General features: G+C 39.2%; 38 protein-coding genes and 2 pseudogenes. 31 read left to right on the top strand and 9 right to left on the bottom strand.

All coding sequences use genetic code 11. The features are described from left to right. Window positions 1–9 precede the first annotated feature (9 nt). The 23 genes and pseudogenes from rplV to rplQ all read left to right on the top strand — a co-directional run bounded on the left by rplV (window position 10) and on the right by rplQ (window position 10,610). The gene (gene rplV, locus H541_RS0104920; RefSeq protein WP_022796226.1) at window positions 10–366 is read left to right on the top strand and encodes a 50S ribosomal protein L22; all 357 of its coding nucleotides are present in this window, start codon (window positions 10–12) and stop codon (window positions 364–366) included. A gap of 3 nt (window positions 367–369) precedes the next feature. Continuing rightward, window positions 370–1,023, top strand: coding sequence for a 30S ribosomal protein S3 (gene rpsC / locus H541_RS0104915; protein ID WP_022796225.1), 654 nt, complete (start codon window positions 370–372; stop codon window positions 1,021–1,023). A 2-nt stretch (window positions 1,024–1,025) separates the two neighbouring features. Continuing rightward, window positions 1,026–1,460 carry a 50S ribosomal protein L16 gene (gene rplP, locus H541_RS0104910; RefSeq protein WP_022796224.1) on the top strand — a complete coding sequence of 145 codons (435 nt, stop codon included), beginning with the start codon at window positions 1,026–1,028 and terminating at the stop codon, window positions 1,458–1,460. Then, window positions 1,450–1,644, top strand: coding sequence for a 50S ribosomal protein L29 (gene rpmC / locus H541_RS0104905; protein ID WP_022796223.1), 195 nt, complete (start codon window positions 1,450–1,452; stop codon window positions 1,642–1,644). Before rplP ends, rpmC begins: the two co-directional genes overlap by 11 nt. A gap of 24 nt (window positions 1,645–1,668) precedes the next feature. After that, window positions 1,669–1,935 (top strand): 30S ribosomal protein S17, encoded by a 267-nt coding sequence (gene rpsQ / locus H541_RS0104900; RefSeq protein WP_022796222.1) that lies wholly within the window; start codon window positions 1,669–1,671, stop codon window positions 1,933–1,935. Window positions 1,936–1,967: 32 nt separating this feature from the next. Then, on the top strand, window positions 1,968–2,336 hold the full coding sequence (gene rplN / locus H541_RS0104895) for a 50S ribosomal protein L14 (protein ID WP_022796221.1): 369 nt from the start codon (window positions 1,968–1,970) through the stop codon (window positions 2,334–2,336). A gap of 21 nt (window positions 2,337–2,357) precedes the next feature. After that, window positions 2,358–2,573: pseudogene (gene rplX, locus H541_RS0104890) on the top strand (50S ribosomal protein L24); the annotation flags it as partial. Between the two features lie 36 nt (window positions 2,574–2,609). Continuing rightward, entirely contained in the window at window positions 2,610–3,149 is a 540-nt protein-coding gene (gene rplE, locus H541_RS0104885) for a 50S ribosomal protein L5 (protein ID WP_022796219.1), read from the top strand. 18 nt (window positions 3,150–3,167) lie between these two features. Then, window positions 3,168–3,353 carry a type Z 30S ribosomal protein S14 gene (locus H541_RS0104880; protein ID WP_022796218.1) on the top strand — a complete coding sequence of 62 codons (186 nt, stop codon included), beginning with the start codon at window positions 3,168–3,170 and terminating at the stop codon, window positions 3,351–3,353. A 28-nt stretch (window positions 3,354–3,381) separates the two neighbouring features. After that, complete coding sequence (gene rpsH, locus H541_RS0104875) at window positions 3,382–3,780, top strand: 30S ribosomal protein S8 (protein ID WP_022796217.1); 399 nt, start codon at window positions 3,382–3,384, stop codon at window positions 3,778–3,780. A gap of 21 nt (window positions 3,781–3,801) precedes the next feature. Continuing rightward, window positions 3,802–4,338: a 50S ribosomal protein L6 gene (gene rplF / locus H541_RS0104870; protein ID WP_022796216.1), complete on the top strand. Its 537-nt coding sequence runs from the start codon at window positions 3,802–3,804 to the stop codon at window positions 4,336–4,338. 92 nt (window positions 4,339–4,430) lie between these two features. Then, window positions 4,431–4,796: a 50S ribosomal protein L18 gene (rplR, locus tag H541_RS0104865; protein WP_084684526.1), complete on the top strand. Its 366-nt coding sequence runs from the start codon at window positions 4,431–4,433 to the stop codon at window positions 4,794–4,796. 20 nt (window positions 4,797–4,816) lie between these two features. Then, window positions 4,817–5,317: a 30S ribosomal protein S5 gene (rpsE, locus tag H541_RS0104860; RefSeq protein WP_022796214.1), complete on the top strand. Its 501-nt coding sequence runs from the start codon at window positions 4,817–4,819 to the stop codon at window positions 5,315–5,317. Window positions 5,318–5,329: 12 nt separating this feature from the next. Next, window positions 5,330–5,512 carry a 50S ribosomal protein L30 gene (gene rpmD, locus H541_RS0104855; RefSeq protein WP_022796213.1) on the top strand — a complete coding sequence of 61 codons (183 nt, stop codon included), beginning with the start codon at window positions 5,330–5,332 and terminating at the stop codon, window positions 5,510–5,512. A gap of 29 nt (window positions 5,513–5,541) precedes the next feature. Continuing rightward, window positions 5,542–5,982: a 50S ribosomal protein L15 gene (rplO, locus tag H541_RS0104850; RefSeq protein WP_022796212.1), complete on the top strand. Its 441-nt coding sequence runs from the start codon at window positions 5,542–5,544 to the stop codon at window positions 5,980–5,982. Then, the gene (gene secY, locus H541_RS0104845; protein ID WP_022796211.1) at window positions 5,982–7,280 is read left to right on the top strand and encodes a preprotein translocase subunit SecY; all 1,299 of its coding nucleotides are present in this window, start codon (window positions 5,982–5,984) and stop codon (window positions 7,278–7,280) included. Before rplO ends, secY begins: the two co-directional genes overlap by 1 nt. Window positions 7,281–7,293: 13 nt before the next feature. Beyond that, window positions 7,294–7,947 (top strand): adenylate kinase, encoded by a 654-nt coding sequence (locus H541_RS0104840; protein WP_022796210.1) that lies wholly within the window; start codon window positions 7,294–7,296, stop codon window positions 7,945–7,947. Window positions 7,948–8,055: 108 nt separating this feature from the next. After that, window positions 8,056–8,274, top strand: a complete 219-nt coding sequence (infA, locus tag H541_RS0104835; RefSeq protein ID WP_022796209.1) for a translation initiation factor IF-1 — start codon at window positions 8,056–8,058, stop codon at window positions 8,272–8,274. A gap of 30 nt (window positions 8,275–8,304) precedes the next feature. Next, window positions 8,305–8,418: a 50S ribosomal protein L36 gene (rpmJ, locus tag H541_RS0104830; RefSeq protein WP_022796208.1), complete on the top strand. Its 114-nt coding sequence runs from the start codon at window positions 8,305–8,307 to the stop codon at window positions 8,416–8,418. Between the two features lie 21 nt (window positions 8,419–8,439). Next, window positions 8,440–8,805 (top strand): 30S ribosomal protein S13, encoded by a 366-nt coding sequence (gene rpsM, locus H541_RS0104825; RefSeq protein ID WP_022796207.1) that lies wholly within the window; start codon window positions 8,440–8,442, stop codon window positions 8,803–8,805. Window positions 8,806–8,829: 24 nt separating this feature from the next. Next, window positions 8,830–9,219 carry a 30S ribosomal protein S11 gene (gene rpsK / locus H541_RS0104820; RefSeq protein ID WP_022796206.1) on the top strand — a complete coding sequence of 130 codons (390 nt, stop codon included), beginning with the start codon at window positions 8,830–8,832 and terminating at the stop codon, window positions 9,217–9,219. A 45-nt stretch (window positions 9,220–9,264) separates the two neighbouring features. Next, a complete protein-coding gene (locus tag H541_RS0104815) occupies window positions 9,265–10,209 on the top strand; it encodes a DNA-directed RNA polymerase subunit alpha (RefSeq protein ID WP_022796205.1) in 945 nt (314 codons plus the stop codon). Between the two features lie 20 nt (window positions 10,210–10,229). After that, window positions 10,230–10,610, top strand: coding sequence for a 50S ribosomal protein L17 (gene rplQ / locus H541_RS0104810; RefSeq protein ID WP_022796204.1), 381 nt, complete (start codon window positions 10,230–10,232; stop codon window positions 10,608–10,610). A 387-nt stretch (window positions 10,611–10,997) separates the two neighbouring features. Here the strand turns inward: rplQ and H541_RS0104805 are convergent, their stop codons facing one another. After that, a complete protein-coding gene (locus H541_RS0104805) occupies window positions 10,998–12,368 on the bottom strand; it encodes an Nramp family divalent metal transporter (RefSeq protein ID WP_022796203.1) in 1,371 nt (456 codons plus the stop codon). A gap of 339 nt (window positions 12,369–12,707) precedes the next feature. Here H541_RS0104805 and H541_RS0104800 point away from each other — a divergent pair, with 339 nt between their 5' ends. The 6 genes from H541_RS0104800 to rpsI all read left to right on the top strand — a co-directional run bounded on the left by H541_RS0104800 (window position 12,708) and on the right by rpsI (window position 17,018). Further along, entirely contained in the window at window positions 12,708–13,544 is an 837-nt protein-coding gene (locus tag H541_RS0104800) for an energy-coupling factor ABC transporter ATP-binding protein (protein ID WP_022796202.1), read from the top strand. Continuing rightward, complete coding sequence (locus tag H541_RS0104795) at window positions 13,520–14,392, top strand: energy-coupling factor ABC transporter ATP-binding protein (protein WP_022796201.1); 873 nt, start codon at window positions 13,520–13,522, stop codon at window positions 14,390–14,392. Before H541_RS0104800 ends, H541_RS0104795 begins: the two co-directional genes overlap by 25 nt. Then, complete coding sequence (locus tag H541_RS0104790) at window positions 14,382–15,179, top strand: energy-coupling factor transporter transmembrane component T family protein (RefSeq protein ID WP_022796200.1); 798 nt, start codon at window positions 14,382–14,384, stop codon at window positions 15,177–15,179. Before H541_RS0104795 ends, H541_RS0104790 begins: the two co-directional genes overlap by 11 nt. Further along, on the top strand, window positions 15,176–15,955 hold the full coding sequence (gene truA, locus H541_RS11590; RefSeq protein ID WP_022796199.1) for a tRNA pseudouridine(38-40) synthase TruA: 780 nt from the start codon (window positions 15,176–15,178) through the stop codon (window positions 15,953–15,955). The genes H541_RS0104790 and truA overlap by 4 nt, the downstream gene beginning before the upstream one ends. 212 nt (window positions 15,956–16,167) lie before the next feature. Beyond that, a complete protein-coding gene (rplM, locus tag H541_RS0104780; protein ID WP_022796198.1) occupies window positions 16,168–16,611 on the top strand; it encodes a 50S ribosomal protein L13 in 444 nt (147 codons plus the stop codon). Window positions 16,612–16,625: 14 nt separating this feature from the next. Beyond that, window positions 16,626–17,018, top strand: coding sequence for a 30S ribosomal protein S9 (gene rpsI / locus H541_RS0104775; protein WP_022796197.1), 393 nt, complete (start codon window positions 16,626–16,628; stop codon window positions 17,016–17,018). Window positions 17,019–17,192: 174 nt separating this feature from the next. Here rpsI and H541_RS0104770 read toward each other — a convergent pair whose 3' ends face one another. From H541_RS0104770 to H541_RS0104730, 8 genes are all read right to left on the bottom strand, one after another. After that, window positions 17,193–18,428 (bottom strand): tyrosine-type recombinase/integrase, encoded by a 1,236-nt coding sequence (locus tag H541_RS0104770; RefSeq protein ID WP_007207881.1) that lies wholly within the window; start codon window positions 18,426–18,428, stop codon window positions 17,193–17,195. A 68-nt stretch (window positions 18,429–18,496) separates the two neighbouring features. Next, entirely contained in the window at window positions 18,497–18,772 is a 276-nt protein-coding gene (locus H541_RS0104765) for a helix-turn-helix domain-containing protein (RefSeq protein ID WP_026501626.1), read from the bottom strand. Between the two features lie 16 nt (window positions 18,773–18,788). Beyond that, window positions 18,789–19,820, bottom strand: a complete 1,032-nt coding sequence (locus H541_RS0104760) for a replication initiation factor domain-containing protein (protein ID WP_022796196.1) — start codon at window positions 19,818–19,820, stop codon at window positions 18,789–18,791. Further along, complete coding sequence (locus H541_RS0104755) at window positions 19,795–20,307, bottom strand: hypothetical protein (RefSeq protein ID WP_022796195.1); 513 nt, start codon at window positions 20,305–20,307, stop codon at window positions 19,795–19,797. Before H541_RS0104755 ends, H541_RS0104760 begins: the two co-directional genes overlap by 26 nt. 548 nt (window positions 20,308–20,855) lie before the next feature. After that, window positions 20,856–21,248, bottom strand: a complete 393-nt coding sequence (locus tag H541_RS12765) for a metal-dependent transcriptional regulator (RefSeq protein WP_022796193.1) — start codon at window positions 21,246–21,248, stop codon at window positions 20,856–20,858. A gap of 246 nt (window positions 21,249–21,494) precedes the next feature. Then, window positions 21,495–22,430 carry a metal ABC transporter solute-binding protein, Zn/Mn family gene (locus tag H541_RS0104740; RefSeq protein WP_022796192.1) on the bottom strand — a complete coding sequence of 312 codons (936 nt, stop codon included), beginning with the start codon at window positions 22,428–22,430 and terminating at the stop codon, window positions 21,495–21,497. 2 nt (window positions 22,431–22,432) lie between these two features. Continuing rightward, window positions 22,433–23,287 carry a metal ABC transporter permease gene (locus H541_RS0104735; RefSeq protein WP_022796191.1) on the bottom strand — a complete coding sequence of 285 codons (855 nt, stop codon included), beginning with the start codon at window positions 23,285–23,287 and terminating at the stop codon, window positions 22,433–22,435. Then, the gene (locus tag H541_RS0104730) at window positions 23,288–24,019 is read right to left on the bottom strand and encodes a metal ABC transporter ATP-binding protein (RefSeq protein WP_007207888.1); all 732 of its coding nucleotides are present in this window, start codon (window positions 24,017–24,019) and stop codon (window positions 23,288–23,290) included. A 240-nt stretch (window positions 24,020–24,259) separates the two neighbouring features. Here H541_RS0104730 and H541_RS12510 point away from each other — a divergent pair. Both H541_RS12510 and H541_RS0104715 read left to right on the top strand, forming a co-directional pair. After that, window positions 24,260–25,755 (top strand): annotated as a pseudogene (locus H541_RS12510) (Nramp family divalent metal transporter). A gap of 8 nt (window positions 25,756–25,763) precedes the next feature. Continuing rightward, a complete protein-coding gene (locus H541_RS0104715) occupies window positions 25,764–26,201 on the top strand; it encodes a universal stress protein (protein WP_022796190.1) in 438 nt (145 codons plus the stop codon). Window positions 26,202–26,794: the final 593 nt, after the last annotated feature.

Below are 26,794 nucleotides of genomic sequence, written 5' to 3'. Positions count from 1 at the left end.
GAATCAACCATGGCAGAACGCATCAATAGTGCTACAGCAACTGCGAAAACGGTCCGTATTGCACCTCGTAAAGTGCGCCTAGTAATCGATTTGATCAGAGGCAAAAAAGTCGGCGAAGCAATTGCTGTATTAAAATACAAACAACGTTCAGCATCACCAGTCATTGAAAAAGTGTTACTATCAGCGATAGCTAATGCAGAACACAACTTTGACTTAGATATTGAAAATTTAGTTGTAACTGAAGCATATGTAAATGAAGGACCAACAATGAAACGGTTCCGCCCACGGGCAAAAGGATCTGCTTCACCAATTTTAAAACGTACGAGCCACATTACGATCGTGGTATCAGAATCAGAGGAGGGATAATCAGTGGGTCAAAAGATCAATCCAATCGGAATGCGTATTGGTATCATCCGTGACTGGGATGCTAAATGGTACGCTGACAAAGATTATGCAGATTACTTACACGAAGATTTGAGAATTCGTGCTTACATCAACGAAACACTTAAAGAAGCATCTGTTTCAACTATTGAGATCGAACGTGCAGCTAAACGGATCAACATTTCGATTCATACAGCTAAGCCTGGTATGGTCATCGGTCGTGGTGGTTCAGAAGTTGATAAATTACGTCAAAAATTAAATGATATGACAGGTAAAAAAGTTCATATCAACATCGTAGAAATCAAAAAACCTGACCTAGATGCTAAGTTAGTAGCAGAAGGAATTGCGAAACAATTGGAAAATCGTGTAGCGTTCCGTCGAGCACAAAAACAAGCTATCCAACGCACAATGCGTGCTGGTGCGAAAGGAATCAAAACCCAAGTTTCTGGCCGTTTGAACGGAGCAGATATTGCGCGTGCTGAATCATATTCAGAAGGTACTGTTCCATTACATACCTTACGTGCTGATATCGACTATGCTTGGGAAGAAGCAGATACAACCTTTGGTAAATTGGGTGTTAAAACCTGGATCTACCGTGGTGAAATCTTGCCAACAAAAAATAACGATAAAGGAGGGAAATAAGCATGTTAGTACCTAAACGAGTAAAACACCGTCGTGAATTCCGTGGAAAAATGCGCGGAGAAGCAAAAGGCGGCAAAGAAATCTCATTTGGCGAATACGGATTACAAGCTATTTCATCTAGCTGGATCACTAACCGTCAAATAGAAGCATCTCGGATTGCCATGACTCGTTATATGAAACGTGGCGGGAAAGTATGGATCAAGATTTTCCCTCATAAATCCTATACTGCTAAAGCTATCGGCGTACGGATGGGTTCTGGTAAAGGGGCTCCTGAAGGCTGGGTATCACCAGTTAAACGCGGTAAAATTTTATTTGAGATCGGTGGAGTTTCTGAAGAAGTGGCCCGTGAAGCATTACGTTTAGCTTCTCATAAGTTGCCAATCAAGACGAAATTCGTGAAACGTGAAGAAAATGGTGGTGAATCGAATGAAGGCTAATGAAATCAAAGAGCTATCCACTGAAGAAATGATTGCTAAGGAAAAAGAATTCAAGGAAGAATTATTCAACTTGAGATTCCAACTTGCAACAGGGCAATTAGAAAACACGGCTCGTATTAAAGAAGTCCGTAAATCGATTGCACGCATTAAAACTGTATTGCGTCAACAAGAATTGCAAAAGTAGTACTTCAGTAAAGGAGGCAAATAAATGTCATCAGAACGTAACGAACGTAAAGTTTATCAAGGTAGAGTCGTTTCTGACAAGATGGACAAGACAATCATCGTATCAGTTGATACATACAAATCTCATCCAGCTTACGGAAAACGCGTTAAGTATTCAAAACGTTTTAAAGCACATGATGAAAATAACTCAGCAAAATTAGGCGATGTCGTTCGGATTATGGAAACTCGCAAGCTATCAGCTACGAAACATTTCCGCTTAATCGAAATCGTTGAAGAATCAGTTATTATCTAATGATTTAACAGTATCGAAGGGAGGAAATTATCGTGATTCAAAGTGAAAGCCGCTTAAAAGTAGCTGACAACTCTGGCGCTCGCGAAGTCTTGACCATCAAAGTATTAGGTGGATCTGGACGTAAGACAGCTGGTATCGGTGATGTGATTGTTGCAACTGTTAAACAAGCAACACCAGGTGGCGTTGTTAAAAAAGGCGACGTTGTTAAAGCAGTAATTGTACGTACGAAACATGGAGCACATCGTAAAGATGGTTCTTATATCAAATTTGACGAAAACGCATGCGTTATTATCCGTGACGATAAAAGTCCTCGAGGAACTCGTATTTTTGGACCAGTTGCTCGTGAATTACGTGATAACAACTACATGAAAATCGTTTCACTAGCTCCAGAAGTAATCTAGAACGAAGGAGGTGCCTCACTTATGCACGTAAAAACAGGTGATAAAGTAAAAGTTATCGCAGGTAAAGATAAAGGAAAAGAAGGCGTCATTACAAAAGCTCTTCCTAAAGTTGATCGTGTGATTGTTGAAGGAGTCAACATTGCAAAGAAACATGCAAAACCTAACCAAGCAAACCAAGCTGGCGGGATTATCGAAGTTGAACAACCAATCCATGCTTCTAACGTTAAGAAAATAGAAGAATAATCGAGTAACTATAGGGAGGAGGACTCATCAATGAACCGTTTGAATCAAAAGTATAAAGAAACTGTTGTACCATCTTTAGTTGAAAAGTTTGAATATGCTTCAGTCATGCAAGTACCAAAAATTGAAAAAATAGTGATCAATATGGGTGTGGGTGACGCTGTTTCAAATTCTAAGAACTTAGAAAAAGCAGTTTCAGAATTAACACTTATTGCTGGTCAAAAACCAGTTGTCACAACAGCTAAAAAATCAATCGCTGGATTCCGTTTGCGTGAAGGTATGCCAATCGGAACTAAAGTAACGTTACGCGGCGAAAGAATGTATGACTTCTTAGACAAATTAGTAACTGTATCTCTACCTCGTGTACGTGACTTCCGTGGAATCTCTAAAAAAGCATTTGATGGACGTGGTAACTACACACTAGGGATTAAAGAACAATTGATTTTCCCAGAAATTTCTTATGATGATGTTGATAAAGTTCGCGGTATGGATATCGTTATTGTAACGACTGCCCAAACAGATGAAGAAGCACGCGAATTATTAACGCAACTAGGAATGCCATTCCACAAATAATCCAAGGAGGCGAGTAGTTTGGCTAAAACATCAATGGTTCAAAAGAACCAAAAGAAACAAAAATTTTCTACACGTGAGTACACGCGCTGCGAACGTTGTGGCCGTCCACACTCCGTTTATCGTAAATTTAGACTATGCCGTATTTGCTTGCGCGAACTTGCCTATAAAGGTCAAATTCCAGGCATGAAAAAAGCAAGTTGGTAAAATCTTAACATAGAGGAGGTAATCGGTAATGGTTATGACAGATCCAATCGCGGATTTCTTAACACGCATCCGCAACGCAAACATGGTTCGCCATGCGTCATTGAATGTACCAGCTTCAAACGCTAAAGTGGCTATAGCAGACATTTTAAAACGTGAAGGTTTCATCAGAAACTACGAAGTTAGCAAAGATGACAAACAAAACACAATCAAAGTGTACTTAAAATATGGTAAAGATAGCGAACGCGTTATCACCGGATTAAAAAGAATTTCAAAACCAGGTTTACGAGTTTATGCAAAGTCAACTGAAGTACCTAAAGTACTAAATGGTTTAGGCATTGCAATCATTTCAACTTCTGAAGGTGTGATCACTGATAAAGAAGCTCGTGCTAAAAATGTTGGTGGCGAAGTATTAGCTTACATTTGGTAATCAATAAGGAGGTGCAATCCAGTGAGTCGTATCGGTAAAAAAGTTATTGAGATTCCTGCTGGCATAACAGTATCAGACAACGATCATGTCGTGACTGTTAAAGGTGCAAAAGCAGAATTACAATTTAAATATGATCATCGTCTATCTCTCAACCAAGATGGCAACATCTTATCAGTTGTTCGTGATAACGATAGTAAAGAAAGTCGTACGATCCATGGCACAACTCGTGCTATCATCAACAATATGATCGTCGGTTTAACAGAAGGCTTCAAAAAAGAACTAGACCTGATCGGTGTTGGGTATCGTGCACAATTACAAGGTAAAAAACTTGTATTGAACGTTGGGTACTCTCATCCAGTTGAGTTCGATGTACCTGAAGGTATAGAAATCGAAGTTCCTAGCAATACAAAAGTCATTGTTAAAGGTTACGATAAACAAGCAGTTGGTGCTTTAGCAGCTAACATTCGTGGTGTACGTCCACCTGAACCATATAAAGGTAAAGGAATTCGTTATACGGATGAGTATGTTCTTCGTAAAGAAGGTAAAACTGGTAAGTAATAACCAGTTTTTTAACTATGTCAATCAACCAATTCGGCGTCAGAAGGCAGTAGCCTAATCGCGACGACTTGGATAAATAAAAAGTTATAGAGGTGAAAATTGTGATTTCAAAACCAGACAAAAATAAAATACGTCAAAAACGACACGTTCGTGTCCGCAGACATATTTCTGGTACTGCTGAGTGCCCACGCTTAAATGTATTCCGTTCAAACAAAAACATCTACGCTCAATTAATTGATGACGTAGCGGGTGTGACGCTAGCAAGTGCCTCAACTCTAGATACCGCAGTTTCAGAAGGAACTAAAGTTGAACAAGCCAAAGCAGTTGGTAAACTGATTGCTGAACACGGCAAAGCAGCCAACATTTCTAAAGTTGTGTTCGACCGTGGCGGATATCTTTATCATGGCCGTATCAAAGCGTTAGCTGATGCAGCTCGTGAAAACGGCTTAGAATTCTAGAAGAAGGAGGAAATACATTAATGACTAGCATCGACCCAAACAAATTAGAATTAGAAGATCGCGTTGTAGCAATCAACCGTGTTACTAAAGTTGTTAAAGGTGGACGTCGTTTACGCTTTGCTGCACTCGTTGTAGTTGGCGATAAAGATGGTCACGTTGGCTTTGGTACTGGTAAAGCACAAGAAGTTCCTGAAGCGATCCGTAAAGCAATTGAAAATGCTAAGAAGAGCTTGATCGAAGTTCCTCGTACTGGCTCAACAGTTCCTCATGAAGTAATTGGAGAGTTCTGTGGTGGACGTGTCTTATTGAAACCTGCTGTTGCCGGTTCTGGAGTATCAGCTGGTGGACCAGTTCGTGCCGTCATCGAATTAGCAGGTATTTCTGATATTACGTCTAAATCATTGGGTTCAAATACCCCAATCAACATTGTCCGTGCGACAGTTAAGGGATTATCTGAATTGAAGAGAGCAGAAGATGTTGCTGAATTACGCGGTAAAACCGTAGAAGAATTATTGAATTAGGAGGACAACCACATGGCAGATGTAAAAATCACATTAAAGAAAAGCTTGATCGGACGTCCTCAAAATCAAATCGCAACTGCAAAAGCTCTTGGCTTGACTAAGATTCGTTCTAGTGTTGTCAAAACTGAAAGTGACGCGATCACTGGTATGGTCAATACGATCGCTCATCTAGTAGATGTTGAGGAAGTTAAATAAATTTAAAGTTAAAAGGAGGTGCCTTGTTAATGAAACTACACGAATTAAAACCTGCTGAAGGGTCTCGCCGCGAACGCAACCGTGTTGGTCGTGGTCAAGGATCTGGTAATGGTAAGACATCAGGTCGTGGACAAAAAGGACAAAAAGCACGTTCAGGTGGTAAAGTGAGATTAGGATTTGAAGGTGGCCAAACACCATTATTCCGTCGCATTCCAAAACGTGGTTTCAAGAATGTTAACCGCGTAGAATACGCCATTGTTAATGTTGATAGTTTGAACCGTTTTGAAGATGATGCAGTAGTGACACCAGTTGAATTAGTTGAAGCTGGCTTAGTCAAAGCTGAAAAAGATGGCATCAAAATCCTAGGAAACGGCAAACTAGAACGTAAAGTTACCGTTAAAGCACACAAATTCTCTCAATCAGCTAAAGAAGCGATTGAAACAGCTGGTGGAACAGTAGAGGTGATCTAATGTTCAAATTGCTGAAAAACGCCTTACAAGTTAAGGATATTAGACGTCGATTAGCGTTTACAGCAGCTATGCTGTTGTTATTCCGGATCGGCGCGCACATCACCGTGCCTGGTGTCAATTCTGGTGTGATCAGTGCGATCGCTAACCAAGGGTTGTTTGGGTTATTGAATACATTTGGTGGTGGAGCATTAAGTAATTACTCCATCTTCGCAATGGGTGTTTCGCCTTACATCACCGCTTCAATCGTTGTTCAGCTATTACAAATGGACATAGTTCCTCGGTTTGTTGAATGGTCAAAACAAGGTGAAGTAGGTCGTCGGAAGTTAAATCAAATGACGCGTTACATCACGATTGTTTTAGCTTTCATCCAATCTATCGGACTGTCAATCGGGTTTAACTCCCTGTCAAATTTTGGGTTGATTACAAACCCTGGTATCCAAACCTATTTGACCATTGCACTAGTACTAACAGCTGGGACAATGCTCTTAACATGGATTGGTGATCAAATCACGGTTCATGGTATCGGAAATGGTGTGTCGATCTTGATTTTTGCTGGGATCGTTGCTCGTATTCCTGAAGGATTAGTCGGTTTTTATGACACCTATTTTGCAGGAAAAGAATTAAGTGAAAACTGGACAAATATCGGTTTTGCCGTAGGACTAGTGATCGCTATGATCTTGATCGTCGTATTCGTTGTGATCATGGAAACAGCGCAACGTCGTTTACCGATCCAATACTCTAAAAGAGCTAGTGGGAGTCATGAGACTTCATGGTTACCACTAAAGATTAACTCTGCAGGTGTAATACCTGTTATCTTTGCTAGCTCATTTATGATGGCTCCTGCAACAGTCTTACAATTGCTGAATACACGTTATTCAGACGCAGGATGGTTTAAAGTGATGAATACTATTTTCAACATGGAAGAACCAGTAGGAGCAGTTATCTATACAGTCTTGATTATTGTCTTTACTTATTTTTATGCGTTTGTGCAAGTTAACCCAGAAAAGGTTGCCGAAAACTTGCAAAAACAAGGAGGCTATATCGTCAGTGTACGACCAGGTCGTGGCACGGAAGAATATATCTCAAGCTTGTTAATGCGTTTGAGTACTGTAGGGGCGTTTTACTTAGGGCTTATCTCAGTAGTTCCTATGATTGCGTCAGCGTTATGGGACCTACCAAGCGGTATCCGTTTGGGCGGGACTAGTTTACTGATCGTTGTCGGTGTTGCTCTTGAAGCAGCGAGACAAATCGAAGGTCGGATGGTAACTCGTAAATATAAAGGCTTCATTGAAGAGTAAAGGGGAGTAACACGTGAATACAATTATTATGGGATTACCTGGTGCTGGAAAAGGAACCCAAGCAGAACAAATCGTTGCCACTTATCATATCCCTCATATTTCAACAGGTGATATGTTTAGAGCAGCTATGAAAAATAAAACTGACTTAGGCCTCAAAGCTAAGGAATACATGGATAATGGTGAGTTGGTTCCAGATGAAGTAACGAATGGGATCGTGAAAGATCGTTTAGCACAACCAGATACAAAAAATGGGTTTCTATTGGACGGATACCCAAGAACGTTGAATCAGGCAAAAGCTCTCGAGGAAACGATGAAAGAGTTCGGCCGTTCAATCGACTTAGTGATCAATATAGATGTTGATCCAGCAATCTTGATGGACCGTTTAACAGGACGTATCATCTGTTCAAAATGCGGTGCCACTTATCATAAGCTTTTTAACCCACCAAAGGAAAAAGGCGTTTGTGATCGTTGTGGATCAACCGAATTTTACCAACGTGATGATGACAAACCGGAAACAGTTAAAAATCGGATTGAAGTCAATACCACTCAATCTGCTCCGATCATTGAGTTCTACAAAAACAAAGGCGTTCTTAAAACTGTTAATGGGGCAGAAGATATAGATAAAGTATTTGGGAAAATCCAAGATTTTTTTGAAGAAACCAAGTAAAGAGTGTACGTAACTTGCATAAAACCGCTCTGTTACGCTATAATTTAGCAGTTAGAAGATTATTTGCCTTTTTAAATGCAACCAATGAGAAGAGGAGGATCAGTTAATTTGGCAAAAGAAGATGTCATTGAGATCGAAGGAACAATTAAAGAAACTTTACCAAATGCGATGTTTAAAGTTGAACTCGCAAATGGACATGAAGTTTTAGCACATGTTTCTGGTAAAATCAGAATGCACTATATCAAAATTTTACCAGGAGATAAGGTAACAGTTGAGTTATCACCGTATGACTTAACTCGTGGCCGTATTACTTACCGCTTTAAATAAGCAGCCTCGCACAACCAAGGAGGGAAAACGATGAAAGTTAGATCATCAGTAAAACCAATATGCGAAAAATGTAAAGTCATCAAGCGTAATGGTAAAGTAATGGTTATTTGTAGTAACCCTAAACATAAACAACGTCAAGGATAATATTGAAGGAGGTGCCCGTAAATGGCTCGTATCGCAGGTGTCGATATTCCACGTGACAAACGTGTCGTAATTTCGCTAACTTATATTTATGGTATTGGTACAACTACTGCAGAAGCAGTATTAAAATCTGCTGACGTATCAGCAGAAACTCGCGTTCGTGACTTAACAAATGATGAGTTGGACCGTATTCGTGCTGAAGTTGACAAACTTAAAATCGAAGGTGACTTACGTCGCGAAAAGAATTTAAACATTAAACGTCTACAAGAAATCGGTTCATACCGTGGTAGCCGTCATCGTTTTGGTTTGCCAGTTCGTGGTCAAAATACCAAAAACAATGCACGCACTCGTAAAGGACCAGCTAAGTCTATCGCTGGTAAGAAAAAATAGTTAGAGTAAGGAGGTAACAAATTAATGGTTAAACGTAAAGTTGTACGTAAACGTCGTGTCAAAAAGAACGTCGAAAATGGGATCGCTCATATCCGTTCAACATTTAATAACACGATCGTAATGATTACTGATGCACACGGTAATGCAATTTCTTGGTCATCAGCTGGATCATTAGGGTTCCGTGGTTCTAAGAAATCAACACCATTTGCAGCACAGTTAGCTGCTGAAGCTGCTGCCAAAGGTTCTATGGAACATGGCATGAAGGCTGTTGAAGTTACAGTAAAAGGCCCAGGTTCAGGTCGTGAAGCTGCAATTCGTTCACTTCAAGCAACTGGTTTAGAAGTTACCGCCATTCGCGATGTAACACCTATTCCACATAACGGATGCCGTCCTCCAAAACGTCGCCGTGTATAGAGCTTAGATGACTGTGTGCTTACGTTTTGAAAGGGGTAAAGGCTAATGATCGAAATTGAAAAACCTGTTATTGAAACGATTGAGATCAGCGAAGACGCAAAGTTTGGCAAATTTGTCGTAGAACCACTCGAACGTGGCTATGGCACAACTTTAGGCAATTCACTACGCCGTGTTCTCTTATCTTCGCTTCCAGGATTTGCAATTACTGATATCCACATCGATGGTGTTTTACATGAATTTTCTACCGTTCCAGGAATGGTTGAAGATGTGAGCACTTTGATTTTGAATTTGAAGAAGATTGCATTGAAAAAAGCAGATGAAGAAGATGCTGTATTAGAAATCGATATAACTGGCCCCGCAACTGTGACTGCTGGCGATATTATTCATCACAGTGATCTAACAGTTTTAAATCCAGACTTATATTTATGTACCATGGGCAAAGGCCAACGGTTACATATCACTATGAACGCCAAAAGTGGTCGTGGTTATGTTCGTTCTGAATATAACAAACATGAAAATATGCCAATTGGAGTTATTCCGATTGATTCTTTATATACACCGGTTTATAAGGTCAACTACCAAGTTGAAAACACTCGTATTGGTCAAAAAAACCTTTATGACAAGTTGACGTTAGACGTATGGACTGATGGTTCAATCTCACCAGAAGAAGCTATCTCTCTATCCGCAAAAATCTTAACCGAACACTTGAATGTATTTATCAACTTAACTGATGATGCTCGCAAGGCTGAAATCATGGTAGAAAAAGAAGAAACACAAAAAGAAAAAATGTTGGAAATGACGATCGAAGAATTAGATCTTTCTGTTCGTTCATACAACTGCTTGAAACGTGCTGGTATCAACACTGTGCAAGAATTGACCAACAAGTCCGAAGCGGAAATGATTAAAGTCCGTAACTTAGGACGTAAATCACTTGAAGAAGTGAAACATAAGTTAGAAGAACTTGACCTCTCATTACGTCAAGATGATTAATAAAGGAGGCGCAAAAACGAATGGCATATCGTAAACTTGGTCGTACAAGCTCTCAACGTAAAGCTTTATTACGCGACCTAACGACTGATCTCATTATTAACGAGCAAATCACTACAACTGAAGCTCGTGCGAAAGAAATTCGTTCGACAACAGAAAAAATGATTACGTTAGGTAAAAAAGGTACTTTAGCAGCGCGTCGTCAAGCAGCAGCATTTGTTCGTAATGAAGTTGCTGATGTTCGTGAAGAAGACGATGATATCGTTGTTGAAACAGCATTACAAAAATTGTTTGGTTCTTTGGCTGAACGTTATGCAGATCGTCAAGGCGGGTATACTCGTATCTTGAAGATTGGCGAACGTAAAGGCGATGGAGCACCTATGGTTATTATTGAATTCGTATAATCAAAGGGGTGTCTAGCGGTCTTAGACTGCAATAAAAGTCACTAACATTGAATGAATGAGTGTTATGATGATGAAGAGAGTGTCTCTTTTAGTCTAGCTCGCGTGTCTCTTGGCTGTTAAGGTAACAGCCAAGAAGACCATTCATCATTGTTTGTGTTTTTTTTTATCATTTTTGTGAGATACGTCTACAGGTCACACGGCTTAAAACGATTATAGTTTTCATAATAACGAGAGATTGTACCTTAGAGGCATTTTGATTCTTAATAAGTTATTTATATAGTCCCTTAATAGGGTGACAAAAACAGGTAATCAATTGATTGCCTGTTTTTTTGACCTTACTGTTTAGTTTTTCTAACATCGAGTATCATTTTTTCTGGAACTAACTACCTAGAACCAATTGCTGACGGTTTCTATGATTAATTGGAAATTTAGTATTGTCAGTAATACTGTACAAATCCATCCTAATGAGGCGACCCAAAATTTATTCTTGAAACGAGGACCCATTATTTTTTCGGAGCTTGTGTAATAGACAAGTGGTACCATTGAGATAGGTAAGGCAATACTTAGAAAGACTTGTGAGCCAACGAGTAGGTTGTCCAATGCTATTTCATTGCCACCGTAATATATCGTGACGATTAATACGGGGATGACGGAGATTAATCTGGTAACGACACGACGTGCCCAAGTTGGGATATGCATTTTGATGAAGCCTTCCATGACGACTTGACCAGTCAGTGTTCCGGTAATTGTCGAGTTTTGTCCACTAGCTAATAGAGCAACTGCGAAGAGGACACTCAACACTGGGCTAGCGACGGCACCAGCAATCGAAGAATCTCCCAGTGCATTATATAAGGAACGGAAGGTCCCAAGTTGATTACTATGGCCGAAGAACAAGGCGCTACCAATAATGAGAAGTAGACAGTTCACTAGGAATGCTGCAGATAATTGGATGTTAGAATCCCATGTGGCGAAGCGTACAGCTTTTGCCACATGATCATCATCCTGACGGTCATATTGACGTGTTTGTGAAATAGAAGAGTGGAGGTAGAGATTGTGTGGCATAACAGTCGCGCCAACAATACCTAACGCCATGGTTAATTGCCCATGCTTTAAAATATCACGATGTGGAACCAATCCTTTAAGCATAGCGGGAACATCTGGGCGAGCTAAAACGACTTCGTAGATAAAGACTAACATGATCACGGTGATCAGGGTGACAACGATGGCTTCGATTTTGCGAAAGCCTAACTTCATCAAAACAAGTAACAACAGCACATCGAAAATCGTTAACGTCACCCCGACAATCAATGGAAATCCAAATAAAAGTTGTAAAGCAATCGCACCACCGATAACCTCAGCAATATCGGTCGCCATAATAGCAAGTTCAGTCACAATCCATAAAACGATTCCTAGCTTTTTGCCGGTGTGGGCTCTCGTTGCTTGTGCGAGATCCATGTGTGTCACGATTCCGAGTTTAGCAGCCATATACTGGAGTAACATAGCAATTAAGCTAGATAGTAAAATAACAGACATCAGTAAGTAACCATACTTTGCGCCACCACCGATAGAAGTGACCCAATTACCAGGATCCATGTATCCGACAGCCACTAAAGCACCAGGACCAGAAAAGGCAATCAGATTTTTCCAAAAGTCATCTGAATCAGGAATCGAAACAGAATTATTGATTTCCTCAAGACTTGGCCCATTGGCATAGGTTACAAATTTGTGATGATGATTTGTTTCTTTTGATCGTTTCATTATAAAGTCCCCTTCATGTACAACTTAAGCACACTTAATATCTAACCGTATTCTACTCTTCGACTTGTAAATTCACAAGAGAATAATCCGATTTATTCCAATATTTTCAGAAAATGGAAGAAAGACTCCGATTATTTGAAACTTACAGTGCGACTAGACCACTAGTTGTACCGGTATGACTAGATATGTGTCAAGACAATGCTGTAGCCTTTAAAATTGGCGACAGAGAAAGTGTTAGAGGACTTTTAATTTTTGGGAAACTCTTCCTTTTTTTGACACAACATGTTTATTTTTCGCTATAATAAGAACGTTAGCTTTTTAAGGAGGACGACGTGAGATATGGCTTTGATCGAAATGAATCATATTACTTTTAAATATAACGACACAGATGTCAGATTAGCTTTAGATGACATCTCTTTAGCCATTGAAGAACAAGAATGGGTCGCGATCATCGGACATAATGGCTCTGGAAAGTCGACGCTTGCCAAAACGATGAATGGCTTGATTGCACCAACGAGTGGGACAGTAATGATTGATGGTATCGAGATGTCGAGCGACACGGTATGGGAGATCCGTCAAAAGATGGGGATGGTCTTTCAGAATCCAGATAATCAATTTGTCGGGGCGACTGTTGAAGATGATGTTGCCTTTGGACTTGAGAACGCTGGAATTGATCGGAACGAAATGATGACACGAGTGGATGAATCCCTTGAAGCTGTAGGTATGACGGCTTTCAAGACCAAAGAGCCAGCAAGGCTATCTGGTGGGCAAAAACAACGGGTCGCTATTGCTGGGGTCTTGGCATTATCGCCAAAGATCATTGTATTAGATGAGGCAACTAGTATGCTTGATCCGAAAGGACGTCTTGAGGTCATTAAGACAATTCGGGCAATCAAAGCCGAACAAAAATTGACAGTGATCTCTATTACCCATGATATCGATGAGGCAGCTCATGCCGATCGCATAGCGGTCATCGAGGAGGGCGCGTTAAGAGAATTTGATACCCCCGCCAATGTGTTTGATCACGGGACCGAATTACTAAAAATGGGATTGGCCCTTCCTTTTTCAGAACGGTTGAAATTAGCTCTCAAGCAAAAGGGCTTTGAGTTACCAGACGAGTATTCAGATCACGAAAGGATGGTGAAGGCTTTATGGACATTACATTCGAAAAAGTAAGTTATGCCTATCAAGTCAACACCCCTTTCGAATATCTCGCTTTAGAGGATGTTAACTTTAAAATCGAAGATGGTAGCTTTACTGCTTTGATTGGTCATACTGGAAGTGGAAAGTCTACCATTCTACAACATCTGAATGCCTTAGTGAAGCCAACAAAAGGAAAAGTGATTATTGGTGACACAACGATCACACCCGAGTCTAACTTGAAGGGGCTAAAGAGCTTGAGAAAGAAAGTAGGCTTAGTTTTTCAATTTCCTGAAGCACAGTTGTTTGAAGAAACAGTCGGAAAAGATATCGCCTTTGGACCACAAAATTTTGGTGTTGCACCAGAAGAAGCCATGGAGATGGCCAAGCAAGCTTTAGAGCTTGTGGGACTAAACGACAGTTATTTAGACCGTTCTCCTTTTGATCTGTCAGGAGGACAAATGAGACGTGTGGCGATTGCGGGCGTTTTGGCGATGCAACCTGAGGTACTCGTGTTAGATGAACCAACGGCTGGATTAGACCCAGCAGGATCGGTTGAAATGATGGCTTTATTCGAGCGTCTACATACCGAAAAAGGTATGACAATCGTCTTAGTTAGTCATCAAATGGATGATGTTACGAAATATGCGGATAAGATTGTCGTTTTAGAAGGCGGTACAACGATTAAAGAAGGGACACCTGTAGAAGTCTTTTCAGACCCTAAGTGGTTAAAAGACAAGCAATTAGGTGTTCCTACAGCACTAGCATTCTATCAGGAATTAGTTGATTTTGCCGACTTTAAGCCAGGCATCTATCCATTGACACTTGATCAGTTAGCAGATACTGTTGCGGGTCAGTTGGAAGGAGTCGACCATGTTAGATAAATTTATATTTGGTCGTTATATCAAAGGAGATTCTTGGATCCATCGTTTAGACCCAAGAACGAAATTAATGGCCAGCTTTTTTTATATTGCTGCTGTATTTTTAGCTAATAATATGTGGACATATGTGGTCAGCTTTGTCTTTGTCATGTTAGCAGTAGTGGCATCAAAAGTGCCTTTTCAATTTTTTATCAATGGCGTCAAACCACTGATCTGGTTGATTTTGTTTACGGTCATTTTACAGATTTTATTTACCGGTGGTGCTGATCCAATTTGGCAATGGGGCATCATCAATATCACAAGATTTGGCATCATTAATGGCATATTTATTTTCTGTCGCTTTATCTTGATTATTTTTATGTCGACACTGATGACCTTAACAACACCACCACTTGGGATCGCTGATGCTATCGAGTCTCTTTTACAACCGTTAAAAGTTATCCATTTTCCAGTTCATGAATTAGCTTTGATGCTATCGATCGCCTTACGATTTGTGCCAACGTTGATGGATGAGGCTCAAAAAATAATGAATGCCCAAAGAGCTCGTGGCGTTGAATTTGGTGAAGGAAACCTTTTTCAACAAATGAAGGCAGTCGTACCAATCCTAGTCCCGTTATTCGTCAGCTCATTTGAGCGTGCCGATGACCTTGCGACTGCAATGGAAGCTAGAGGCTACCATGGTGGAGAAGGTCGTACTAAGTATCGTATCTTGAAATGGCAAAGCAGAGACATTGTGGCCGGATTATGTTGTGCAGGACTACTCGTTGTATTAGTGGTGCTTAGAGCATGAGGCTAAAAGGAATCATTGCTTACGATGGGACCCGTTACGTTGGCTATCAAGTCCAACCTAATGGGAACAGCATTCAAGCAGAACTTGAAAAAGCGTTGAAAAAAATGACCAAAGGGATAGCCCTTAAAGTCTATTCCGCAGGGAGGACAGATTCAGGCGTCCATGCGAGGGGTCAAGTCATCCATTTCGATTATCCTGTTGCTATAAAGCCAGAGAATGCTCTCAGAGCACTTAATAGCCTGTTGCCGACTGATATTCGCGTTGTTGCTTTAAAAGCTGTGAGAGATGATTTCAATGCGCAGTATCACAGCCAAAAGAAGCGATACCGTTATCAAATGAACACCGCAACTATCCAAGACCCCTTTACAAGGCTTTACATGTGGCATCATCCCTATCACACCAAAATAGAGCCAATGAGAGAGGCCCTAGAAGTGATTGTTGGGGAGCATGATTTTACGAGCTTTTGCTCGACGAAAACGGATAAAGAAAATAAAGTGAGAACCGTTTATCGATCAGATATTGAAGAAATTAGCCCAGATCGCTTTGACTTTGTCTTTGAAGGCAACGGATTTCTCTATAATATGATTCGTATCTTAGTTGGGACCAGCGTTCAAATCGGCGATGGTCTGAGAACCGTAGAGACAATGGCAGAGATATTAAAAGCAAAAGACCGCAATGCCGGAGGACCCACCGCCCCAGCCCATGGCCTCTTTTTAGAACGCGTATGGTATCCCGAAGAAGTTGAAAATGTGTCACTTGATACAGACATGGAGTAAAAATTCAATTCGAGCTAGAAAAAGGGTATTAAAAGAGTATCAAAAGAGGAATTTAAACGAGAAAAATGTCTAAAATGATGATTTATAGTCAGTCAAAACATTGACAACCATCAGCATTTTAGGTATCATTGTGAATGGTATTGTTTGCCCCACGATGGAGCCCCGGAATCTTTATTGTGTTCAAACAACAGTTATAATTGGAGGAAAAAACCGTGCGTACAACTTATTTTGCAAAACCTAAAGAAATTGAACGTAAATGGTACGTTGTTGACGCTACTGATATTCCATTGGGACGCCTATCAGCAGTCGTAGCAAGCATCTTACGTGGTAAAAATAAACCAACATTCACACCAAATGTGGATACTGGCGACTATGTTATCGTGATCAACGCTGGTAAAATCGGCTTGACTGGTAACAAAGCGAACGATAAATTATATCATAGACATTCAAACCATCCTGGTGGATTGAAAACTACTACAGCTGGTGAATTACGTGCTAACAAACCAGAACGTTTGATTGAATTATCAATCAAGGGCATGCTTCCAAAGAATGCTTTGGGTAGCCAAATGTTCCGTAAATTGTTTGTTTATGGTGGCGAAGATCATAAACACGCCGCACAACAACCAGAAGTATTAGACATCAGTTCATTAATCTAAGGAGGTAACAGATATTGGCACAAGCTCAATATATCGGCACAGGCCGTCGTAAAAACTCTACAGCTCGCGTACGTTTAGTACCTGGTACTGGAGTTATCACGATCAATAATAAAGATATTACAGATTACATTCCATTTGCACACTTACATGAAGTTGTTAAACAACCTTTAGAAGTGACAGAAACATTAGGAACATATGATGTTATCGCTAATGTAAATGGTGGTGGCTTCTCAGGACAAGCTGGAGCAGTCCGTCACGGCATCGCTCGTGCATTGTTAACAGTAGATCCTGATTTCCGTAAAGCATTGAAATCAGCTGGTTTGATCACACGTGACCCACGTATGAAAGAACGTAAAAAACCAGGTCTTAAGAAAGCTCGTAAAGCATCTCAATTTTCAAAACGTTAATATCCTTTATATATCAACGTTTCTGGCACTTTCTGATTTTTGGAAAGTGTCTTTTTTTGTACGCTTAGGTACGAAAAAATGTACGAGATTTTGAATAGGCTGTTTTTAAGACCTAGGTTAGGAACCATATAATTGTTCTTTTTAAGTTGTTTAGTTGTTATTTTAAACTGTTATTTATTTCGCTTGGCGAGCTTCATCCAGACGTTTCTCGAATTTCTCATAGGTGGAAAGATCCACAACGTTCGGTGTATTAACGTATATCTCTGTCGTTTTGATATCCGAGTGGGTCAAGGCTTGAGAAATTTGAGCCATCGTTGCACCACCTTCACGAGCTAAGGTACTAAAGGTATGCCGCAGCTTGTGTGGATTTGTTTGAGTCAGTTCCTCATGTCTTCGGCGAATGGATTTTAGCCGATAATTTAAATAATCCACATGAACTGGAATGTTTACTTCGCCACTTCGATTGGCATAAGTGAAAAGAAACTGTTCTTTTGTCTGCTTAATCCCAAGCTGTAAAAGTTCTTCCTTTTGCTTTTTCTTCCATTCTTTTAAAAGTTCAATAAGGAATGTCGGAATCTTGAATTTCGTGGCTTTTCGACCTTTTGTGGATTTCAGATTGCCAAACTTATCCTTACTTTGAATCAAACTGACATAACCATTTTCAAAATCAATATGTTTCCACTGAAGGGCATAGGATTCGCTCTTGCGGTCACCTAGATTCAACGTCAGCATAAAGAGAACATAGTCTTGCATGATGAGGGAACCATTGCGATAATCCTCATTGGTTGCGTCTAACCAAGCAATCAATTCTTCTGCTGTCAGTGCTTCACCATTTAACTGACGTTCTGCTTTTAGTTGTTGTTTCTTAGGATCACCTACATAGCGAATGACTTTTTCGATCCGATTGTATTCGATATACTCTAATAATTCCGCGATATCAAAAACCTGATTGACATAACTTTTAATGATTTTGATATTGGCGTAGGTTTGGGATTTTTTCATCAATGTACGAAGCACAAAGTCTTTATTGTCGTTTAAAAACTTGATGGAATAATCCCCAAACATCGGTAGAATATGAAGACGGAAGACATCTTTTGTATTGCTAATGGTTGTAGCAGTCGGAATTTGTCGAGAACGACCTGTCGAACCAGCGATATACATATCCAACCAAACCGTTTGATAAAACTCTTTGAATTTGATATGGCCGTTCAGTTCAAAGGAACGAGCGCTTTTTTCGTTAAGGACACGTTGGATTTTTTGAGTAAGATCTTTTTCAGCCTGTTCTGCTTCTTTCTTTGTTCTGAATGTTTTGCGGTAGCGCTCGGTAGTGACACCGAGAATTTGTCGCACCTCCTTGGGGTAAAAGACCTCCAATTTGTAGTGATTGTTTTTCAATTTGGTAATTGCCATGTTACTTCCTACTTTCTTATACGCAAACCAGAACGTAGGAATGACTACGTTCTGATTATAAACCGCTTCTAGCGATTATAGCAACGCAGCCATTCATCCACGACTTGTCGATCAAAACGAACAACACCTTGAATCGTGATTCTCGGCAATCCTTGTTCGACCCATTTATCCAAAGTATTATTGGCAATGTGGAGATATTGGCAAGTTTCTTTTTTGGTTAAATAGCGCTTGTCGAGAGTGACGTCTTTTCGAACTTGATTCACACTATTCAGAATAAGTGTATAAACGCTATTTCCCAACTGCTTCATTTGCTCATCACTGAGTAAAAATTGAACTTCATTCATAGCTAACCTCCTTTCGTTAGTAAGAATCTTCATTTTCCAATTCCAGTATTTTTTGTTCGATAAAAGTTTGATCCGTTTCTGTAAATTTTTCTTTGCCCTTGGCTAATAATTCTTTCAAATAAACTTCCGCTTGATCTGGCCCATAGGCTTGTAGAAAAGCTTCATAAACCATGGCAAGAGATTTCGAGGTGGTATTCTCTAGCCAGAATTTCTTCTTGGAAAAAGTTGGCTTTTCCCGGACGACACGTAAGGGAATTTTTGGAATGCCCCCCACAAATTTGTCCCACCATTTCATATTGGGCCAACGAGCTTTATTGTGATAATTGACCGGTCCTTTGGGTTTGGTCTTGAAGCTGTAGTGGGAAGCTAAAATGCCACGAATGACCGTATTGAGTGGTATTCCTTTCGCAAGTTTTTCTATTGCTTGCCGGGCCTTTTGATCGGTTAATTCCATTTCCCAGCGAACCCATTCATTGACTTGGGCGATTTCACCTGTCTTATCTCGAATTTCTTGCTTTTTATCGTAAATCCGCAGTAGTTGAGGTTGAGCACCAATATAAAGCGTGTGGCCTGTCAGAATGCCATCTCGTAATTGACCACTATTCACTTCTCGAAAGTGGCGACTTTGAGAGCTGAGTTGGCCGTTCTTCACATATTTTTGCAAGGTAGACACTGGAGGAGAGGAGCCATCAAACAAGTCCATCGCTAAGTCTGCACGAGTGATGGTTCCTTTGGCTTTTAAAATGGTGGCTAAGAATTTCTGCCAATGCCAACCCTCAACGCTGGACATATATTCTTCATATTGGCGACACCCTTGCCCCGATAAGTTTACTAACAGATTGTTATGGTGGTCTCTTTGATGGATGATGATATCTGCAAAGGAATAGTGAGAATCGTAAGTGGGAAAAGGACTCCCTTTCTTTTCCGAAGTAAAGTCAGAAAGGGCAATTCCCAATAAATCCGCAACTTTTTCCATTGAAGCATCCGGCAATGAAAAGCGTAGAAAATCAATCAGACATTCGTTACTTTGCCGGTGTGTTTGGTTCATTCGCTTCTCCTAGCTGATAGGAGGTGGCGCTGATTTTCAACGCTGCAAATTGCCAGGTATCAATCATTGGTTGACCTTCTCCCACAAATGATTTTTTCTGAATTTTTCGGGGATAAACATTTAAACCAGTAAAACGAATGGGAATCAACTCGCCGTCTTCATAGTTATCTAAAATAGGCAGTTCTTCTTGATGCTCGACCACAATGGTGATAGGGGAGCCGAGTTCTGTTCCGCCGTTATTCAGAACCAGTTCGACAAAAGCCCGATCATAGACTTTGAAGGTGAGGATCATTAGCCCGGTCTCTACACGTTCGCCAACATGGTTCTGTTCACGTTCCATGCGCATTTGAATATCACTTTTGGCTACAACAAAACGTTGCGGGAGTTTGAATTGTTTGAGATCGAAACGTAGGCTGGCTAGATTGACAGTTTCTGAATCGTTTAGTGAGATGCTGGTTCCTTTTTGGATCATTAATTTATTTGACATGTGTATTTCTCCTTTGATTTTGAATTTAGTCTTTGTTTTAATTGGTTGAAACAAAGTAGAGTGGGTGCACGAATCAGTTGCATAAAATTTCCTCCTTTCACTAACAAGAACAATTTGGAACTCCCTATTTTCCAAAAAATGTGGAATTTCTCATAATTTTCTTTATGGATGATTTCCCTTCCATTACTACTACAATCTGAGTAGGGTAATTTTTCGAAACAACAGACAATTGAATTGACTTGTAAGAGATTCTTAAGCTATTTGCTTCTTAATCGCCTCATTTCGAAAAAGTTTCTTTTTTGAGAAAACACAAAAAAGACGTGTAAACGAACTCTGCTCTGCCGCTGGCAGCCGGTCCGTTCACACGTCTTTTGCTTTTCTATTTAGCTAATTTTGACAAAAATCGAATCTTTGAAGAATGCTCATGAGGCCTTTTGTAGCAACCTTCAGAGAGATTTCTAATGAGTTCGGTACCCCCGTGTTACTAACGGGGAATCACATATTGATAATTGACTATATTACTTAGGTTAAGGAACTAGGCACTTATTTTATGAATCATATTGGATATGGCTTTCCATAGTCTCTTGTGCTGTATAACAGTCAAGTTTTTCAAAAAATAGAGGGTTCTGAACTTGTAGGAGTTCATCTATGATTCCTGGTGACTCAGTTTTCGAAATATCAAGATAGAATGTTAAGAAAGTTGAGAGTATACGACGTCTTTCTTTAAGTAAAGCTACTTGTTCCTCACCCGAGGATGTTAAAAAAACACCTTGATAAGAAATGTGCTGAATCATATTTTGATTTACCAGTCTATCCATTATTTCTGTAACAGAAGAAGGCTTGACCTCTAGGATATCAGCAACCTGTCTATTTCTTACCAACTTTTTATCTTTACTAAGTTTGTCAATAACTAGCAGATACTTTTCTTGGGTTGGTGTCAATGTTAGTTCTCCTTTCAAGTAAAATCAGTAGCATCCTACGTTATTAAACTGGGGTGTCTTTATGTAACATATCTAAAAATAATCCTAAGAAAAAAATTAGCTAAGTAATAATTTGTCTTTTGATGATATCTTATCGTAATGAGATATCTGAGGACCGCTCAATCATCAAAAGTCGTCCCTCTAAATAAACTACAAGAATAATTACTTAGAGGGAAACTTTAAAATATCAATATGTTTTTAACATTGCTAATCTAGACCATCATGAATTTTGTTTAGATTCCATTTCATCATTGTATAGTAGGTATCGCCTTCGGAACCTTCTTTTGCTAATGAATCAGTAAAAATTTTGGAATAAATTTCTAATCCCGTTTCATCGGCAACTTTATTCATTGACTTAGATGAAACAGAGGTTTCTACGAACAAATGTTTGACATCAGAGTTTTCTATTTTAGCTAACACAGCTTTCATTTGTTTGGGAGTACCTTGAGATTCGGTATTGATTTCCCAAATGTAAGCTGGCGCAACATGATAGGCTTTTGAGAAGTATTTGAAGGCACCCTCTGAGGTGACCAATAAACGCTGTGATTCAGGAATATCGAGAAATTTTGATTGCGCTTCCTCATGTAACTTTTGTAATTTTTTGATATAAGCATCAGAATTAGTTTGGTAATAATCTGCATTTTTTGAATCTTTTTCCTTTAAGACTTTGGTGATTGTTTTGACGTATTGAACACCATTGGCTAAATCAAGCCAGGCATGAGGATCTTCTTCTTCGACGTTGGTTGTTAAGTGCTCCGGTGTTACACCTTCACTGGCGGCGAAAACATCTTTATCGAATTCTTTATGAGCAGTGCTTACCAACTTCTTGAACCAACCACTACCGCCAGTTTCTAAATTCAGTCCGTTGTGAAATAAAACTGTTGCATCTGTTGCTTTTGAGATATCTTCCGGTTTAGGTTCATACTCGTGGGGATCCACGCCGCGTTGAACAATACTATATAGTTCAACGCGATCTTTAGCCACATTTTTAACCATGTCTTCCAAAATCGAGTTTGTAGTTACTACGCTGATTTTTTTGGAATCTGTTGATTGTTTGGAATCTCCACTTCGTCCGTTGACAAAAAAGATTACTCCGGCGACGGCTGCGATCACTACTACGATGGTTACTAATTTTCTTTTCATATTTACGCCTCTTTTCTATTTTTGTGTATATGTAACAAGTTTTGTTTTGGTGAGAAGATAAAGGAAATTAAGAATAACCCTGCTGCGACAATAACAATCGCTGGACCAGAAGCCCAGTTGAATGTGTAGCTGAAGTACAAACCACAAATTGATGCGACAACACCAAATATAGCGGAGAAAACAAGCATCACGGACAAGCGGTCGGTCCAAAAGTATGCTGTTGCAGCTGGCGTAATTAACATGGCCACTACTAAGATGATTCCGACAGTTTGTAATGCTGATACGGTTACTAGCGTTAAGACGAGCATAAGGCTATAGTGGATTAGTTGGGTATTTAATCCATATGTTTTAGCGAAGGTCTGATCAATGGAAGTGATTAACAATTCTTTATAAAATACTTGTACAAAAATAATCACAATTCCTAAAACAATTGCCGTTGTGATCATATCACTATTACTAACAGCTAGAATGTTTCCAAATAAAATATGGTGTAGATTGGTTGAGCTTTCGGCCATAGAGATTAAAATGAATCCCAATGCATAAAAGAAGCTGAAGACAACCCCTATTGCAGTATCTACTTTGATTTTACTATGAGAAGCCACGTAGCCGATTAACATTGCAGCTAGTACACCAAAAATAGATGCTCCAATCAAGATATTTATACCTAACATATAAGCAACAGCAACCCCTGGCAATACTGAATGAGAAATAGCGTCCCCCATCAAAGACATTCCTCGTAGAATGATGAAACTCCCAATAATCCCAGACATAATCCCCACCATTATTGCAGTGATTAATGCACTTTGAAGGAAATCATATTTTACTAACGCTTGAAAAAAATCCGAGAGAGCAGTCATTCAATTTACCTCCTGAAATAGAACTGAAGATAAGTCATCACTGAATGCTTTACTGATATTCTTCGAATTGTAGACTTCTTGAGTTGGCCCAAAGTCAATGATTCCGTGATTCATAATGACTAATTCATCAAAGTAATCATAAACTTTATTTAAATCGTGATGGATAACGATAATGGTTTTTTGTTCGTCTCGCCATTGTTTTAAAATAGCCATGATGGCACGCTCACTTTCCACATCAATTCCAACAAAAGGTTCATCTAAGACAACAATTTCTGCCTGTTGTAAAATTGCTCGAGCTACGAATACCCGCTGTAATTGTCCGCCTGACAAATTACCTATTTGCCGATTAGCAAAGTCAGTCATTTTAACTTGCTCAAGAGCTGCATCACAAGCAACACGTTCGCTTTTTCCTGGAGTCTTAAACAATCCCAGTTTTCCATAACTACCAGTTAAAACCAAATCATAGACATTGATTGGAAAACTGAGATCTAAATCCTTTCGTTGCTCTACATAGGCAACCTTCTTTTTTACTGTTGCCATTGAATGACCATCAAGCGCGCTACTACCTGATTTTGGATGAATAAGACCCAATATTGCCTTGATTAAAGTAGATTTACCAGCTCCATTAGGTCCGATAATGCCAGTAATCTTCCCTGCATTAAAATGGACGGATAAATTATTGAATACCGGTGTATCGCAGTACGCAACAGATAATTTTTTTACAGTTAACAAATAAAAACCTCCTATAAAAACTAAATTTTTCCAATTTTAGTATAACCTATAAAAATATTTTGGTCAACCTTATTTTTTTAGGTTTGTCTAATATTTTGCTTTAATTTAATAAAAAAGAGGTGTATGCTTATGATGTTTTTAAAGGAAGGTGGAAATATTTTGAAAGATACAACAAGTCAGTCCGGTAAAGAGCACAAACCTCGATTAATTCAGCATGCGAATGGTCCCTCTTTAGAGTAAATTAACGGAACTGTCGAGGTACCCAAAGGCAAAGGCTTTTGGAAAATCCTGTTCGCCTATTCTGGACCGGGAGCATTAGTTGCTGTGGGATATATGGATCCAGGCAACTGGTCTACTTCGATTACGGGTGGGCAAAACTTCCAGTATTTATTAATGTCGGTCATTTTAATGTCTAGTTTAATTGCAATGCTATTACAATATATGGCTGCTAAATTGGGAATTGTTAGTCAAATGGATTTAGCTCAAGCAATTCGAGCGAGAACGAGTAAAAAACTAGGAATCATTTTATGGATTTTAACGGAATTAGCGATTATGGCAACAGATATTGCGGAAGTAATTGGCGCATCAATTGCTCTTTATTTACTTTTTAATATTCCGCTTGTCGTCGCAGTCTTTATTACGGTATTTGATGTTTTATTATTATTGTTGTTAACGAAAGTTGGTTTTAGAAAAATTGAAGCAATAGTTGTCTGTTTGATTTTTGTAATTCTTTTTGTGTTTGTTTATCAAGTAGCGTTGTCTGATCCTAATTGGGGGGATGTACTTAAAGGATTGGTTCCGACTGGTGAAACGTTCTCCTCTACACATTCAATTGGTGGTCAAACGCCTTTAACTGGTGCATTAGGAATTATTGGTGCAACAGTTATGCCTCATAATTTATATCTACATTCGGCTGTGTCTCAGACTCGAAAGATAAATCGTACGGATGAAGATGAAATCGCCAATGCTGTACGATTTTCAACATGGGATTCTAACATTCAATTGACTCTCGCTTTTTTGTTAACTCCTTATTGCTCATAATGGGAGTTGCTGTTTTTAAAACAGGGGCAGTGAAAGATCCATCATTCTTTGGGTTGTATGAGGCTTTATCAAATCCGGATACATTGAGTAACGGAATTTTAATCACCGTTGCAAAATCAGGTCTTCTTTCTACATTATTCGCAGTCGCGTTACTAGCTTCTGGACAAAATTCAACGATTACCGGAACTTTAACTGGACAAGTAATTATGGAGGGATTCATTCATATGAGAATGCCAATTTGGCTAAGACGTTTAATTACGCGTTTGATTTCAGTTATCCCAGTGTTAATCTGTGTAATTATTACAAGCAGGCAAGGAACGATTCGGGAGCACACAGCGTTAAATACACTAATGAATAATTCACAAGTCTTCTTAGCTTTTGCGTTACCATTTTCGATGGTACCATTATTAATGATGACCAATAGTGAGGTGGAAATGGGAAGCCGGTTTAAAAATTCGATAGTTATTCGGATACTAGGATGGGGTTCAGTAATTGGATTGACATATTTAAATTTGATTGGATTGCCCGGCCAAATTGAAGGTTTTTTTGGTGAAAAGGTGACATCAAGCCAACTTGTACTAGCTGATTCTATTGCCTATGTCATTATCGTCGCAGTATTACTACTGTTAGCGTGGACAATTATTGAACTGTATAAAGGAAATAAAAAATATAATCAATTAATTAATGAAAGGTAAGATGCACTATGGAAGGATTTGATGAATTTAAAAATATTTTAGTTGGGGTAGATGAATCAGAAGGAGCTCAAAAAGCCTTTCAATATGCTGTAAAGCAAGCGAGTAAAACTGGAGCCGCATTACTGATTGCCTCAATTTTAGAAATTGAAGAGTTGAATGTTTATGAAGCGTTAGACCCTGAGTACTTGAGCCAGAAACAAAGTCAATTGTTACTTAATTTGGAAAAGTACAAACAATATGCAGAAAATAGCGGTGTAAAAAACATTCAGCTGTACAGTGGAGAAGGTGATCCGGCCGAGGAAATTACTAAGACGATTTTGCCAGCAACATCTGCAGATATGTTAATCATTGGCTCGCGATCAATGCATGGGATTAAAGGATATTTTGGTTCACATGCTACTTATATGGTTAAAAATTCTCCAATCTCAATCACGGTTATTAAGTAACTATTTCAGATAATATATTGGAATTTTTTCTTAAACCGGGGGGAGCTTAAGAGGAAAGGCTGGGAAGGAATTAAACTCCGTAAAGGTGATAGAGCATTAGTATTTAAGCAAAATGTGAATTGAGAGGATACCGTTTAGAATGATTTAAAAATCTAGTTTAGTTTTCTATGTGGAATTTTTCTTATTATCCAGTGAGCCCTTGAATCATGTTATATTAGGCAATAAGAGATTCAATAGGGAGCTGATGAGATTATGTCCGATTACAAATATTCTACCTAGATAATTCATAGTTTTATGAGTTTGCGCTCTAAAACCGTATTTCTTCAACATTTGTAAAGAGTTTCTTTTTTCACCCATTTGGTGCGTGAAAAAAGAACACCTTTCTGTTAATGTAGATTTGACGAAAATACAAAACAGAGGTGTTCTATATGTCAAATTTACGCGATAATCGACTAAGTTTCAATAAAAATGTTCAAATTTCCTCAAAAAGTGAAAAGCTATCTTCCCATGGCGGATTGATTTTGGTTCGTGAGTTCCTCGAAAAAATTCAGTTTAATAAATTAGTGAAGAAAAATGTGCATTTTGAAGACAAG

This window comes from Bavariicoccus seileri WCC 4188 (assembly GCF_000421665.1).
GTDB lineage: Bacteria > Bacillota > Bacilli > Lactobacillales > Aerococcaceae > Bavariicoccus > Bavariicoccus seileri.
The sequence above is the reverse complement of the archived record's forward strand: the minus strand, read 5'-3'. Positions and strand labels throughout refer to the sequence as shown.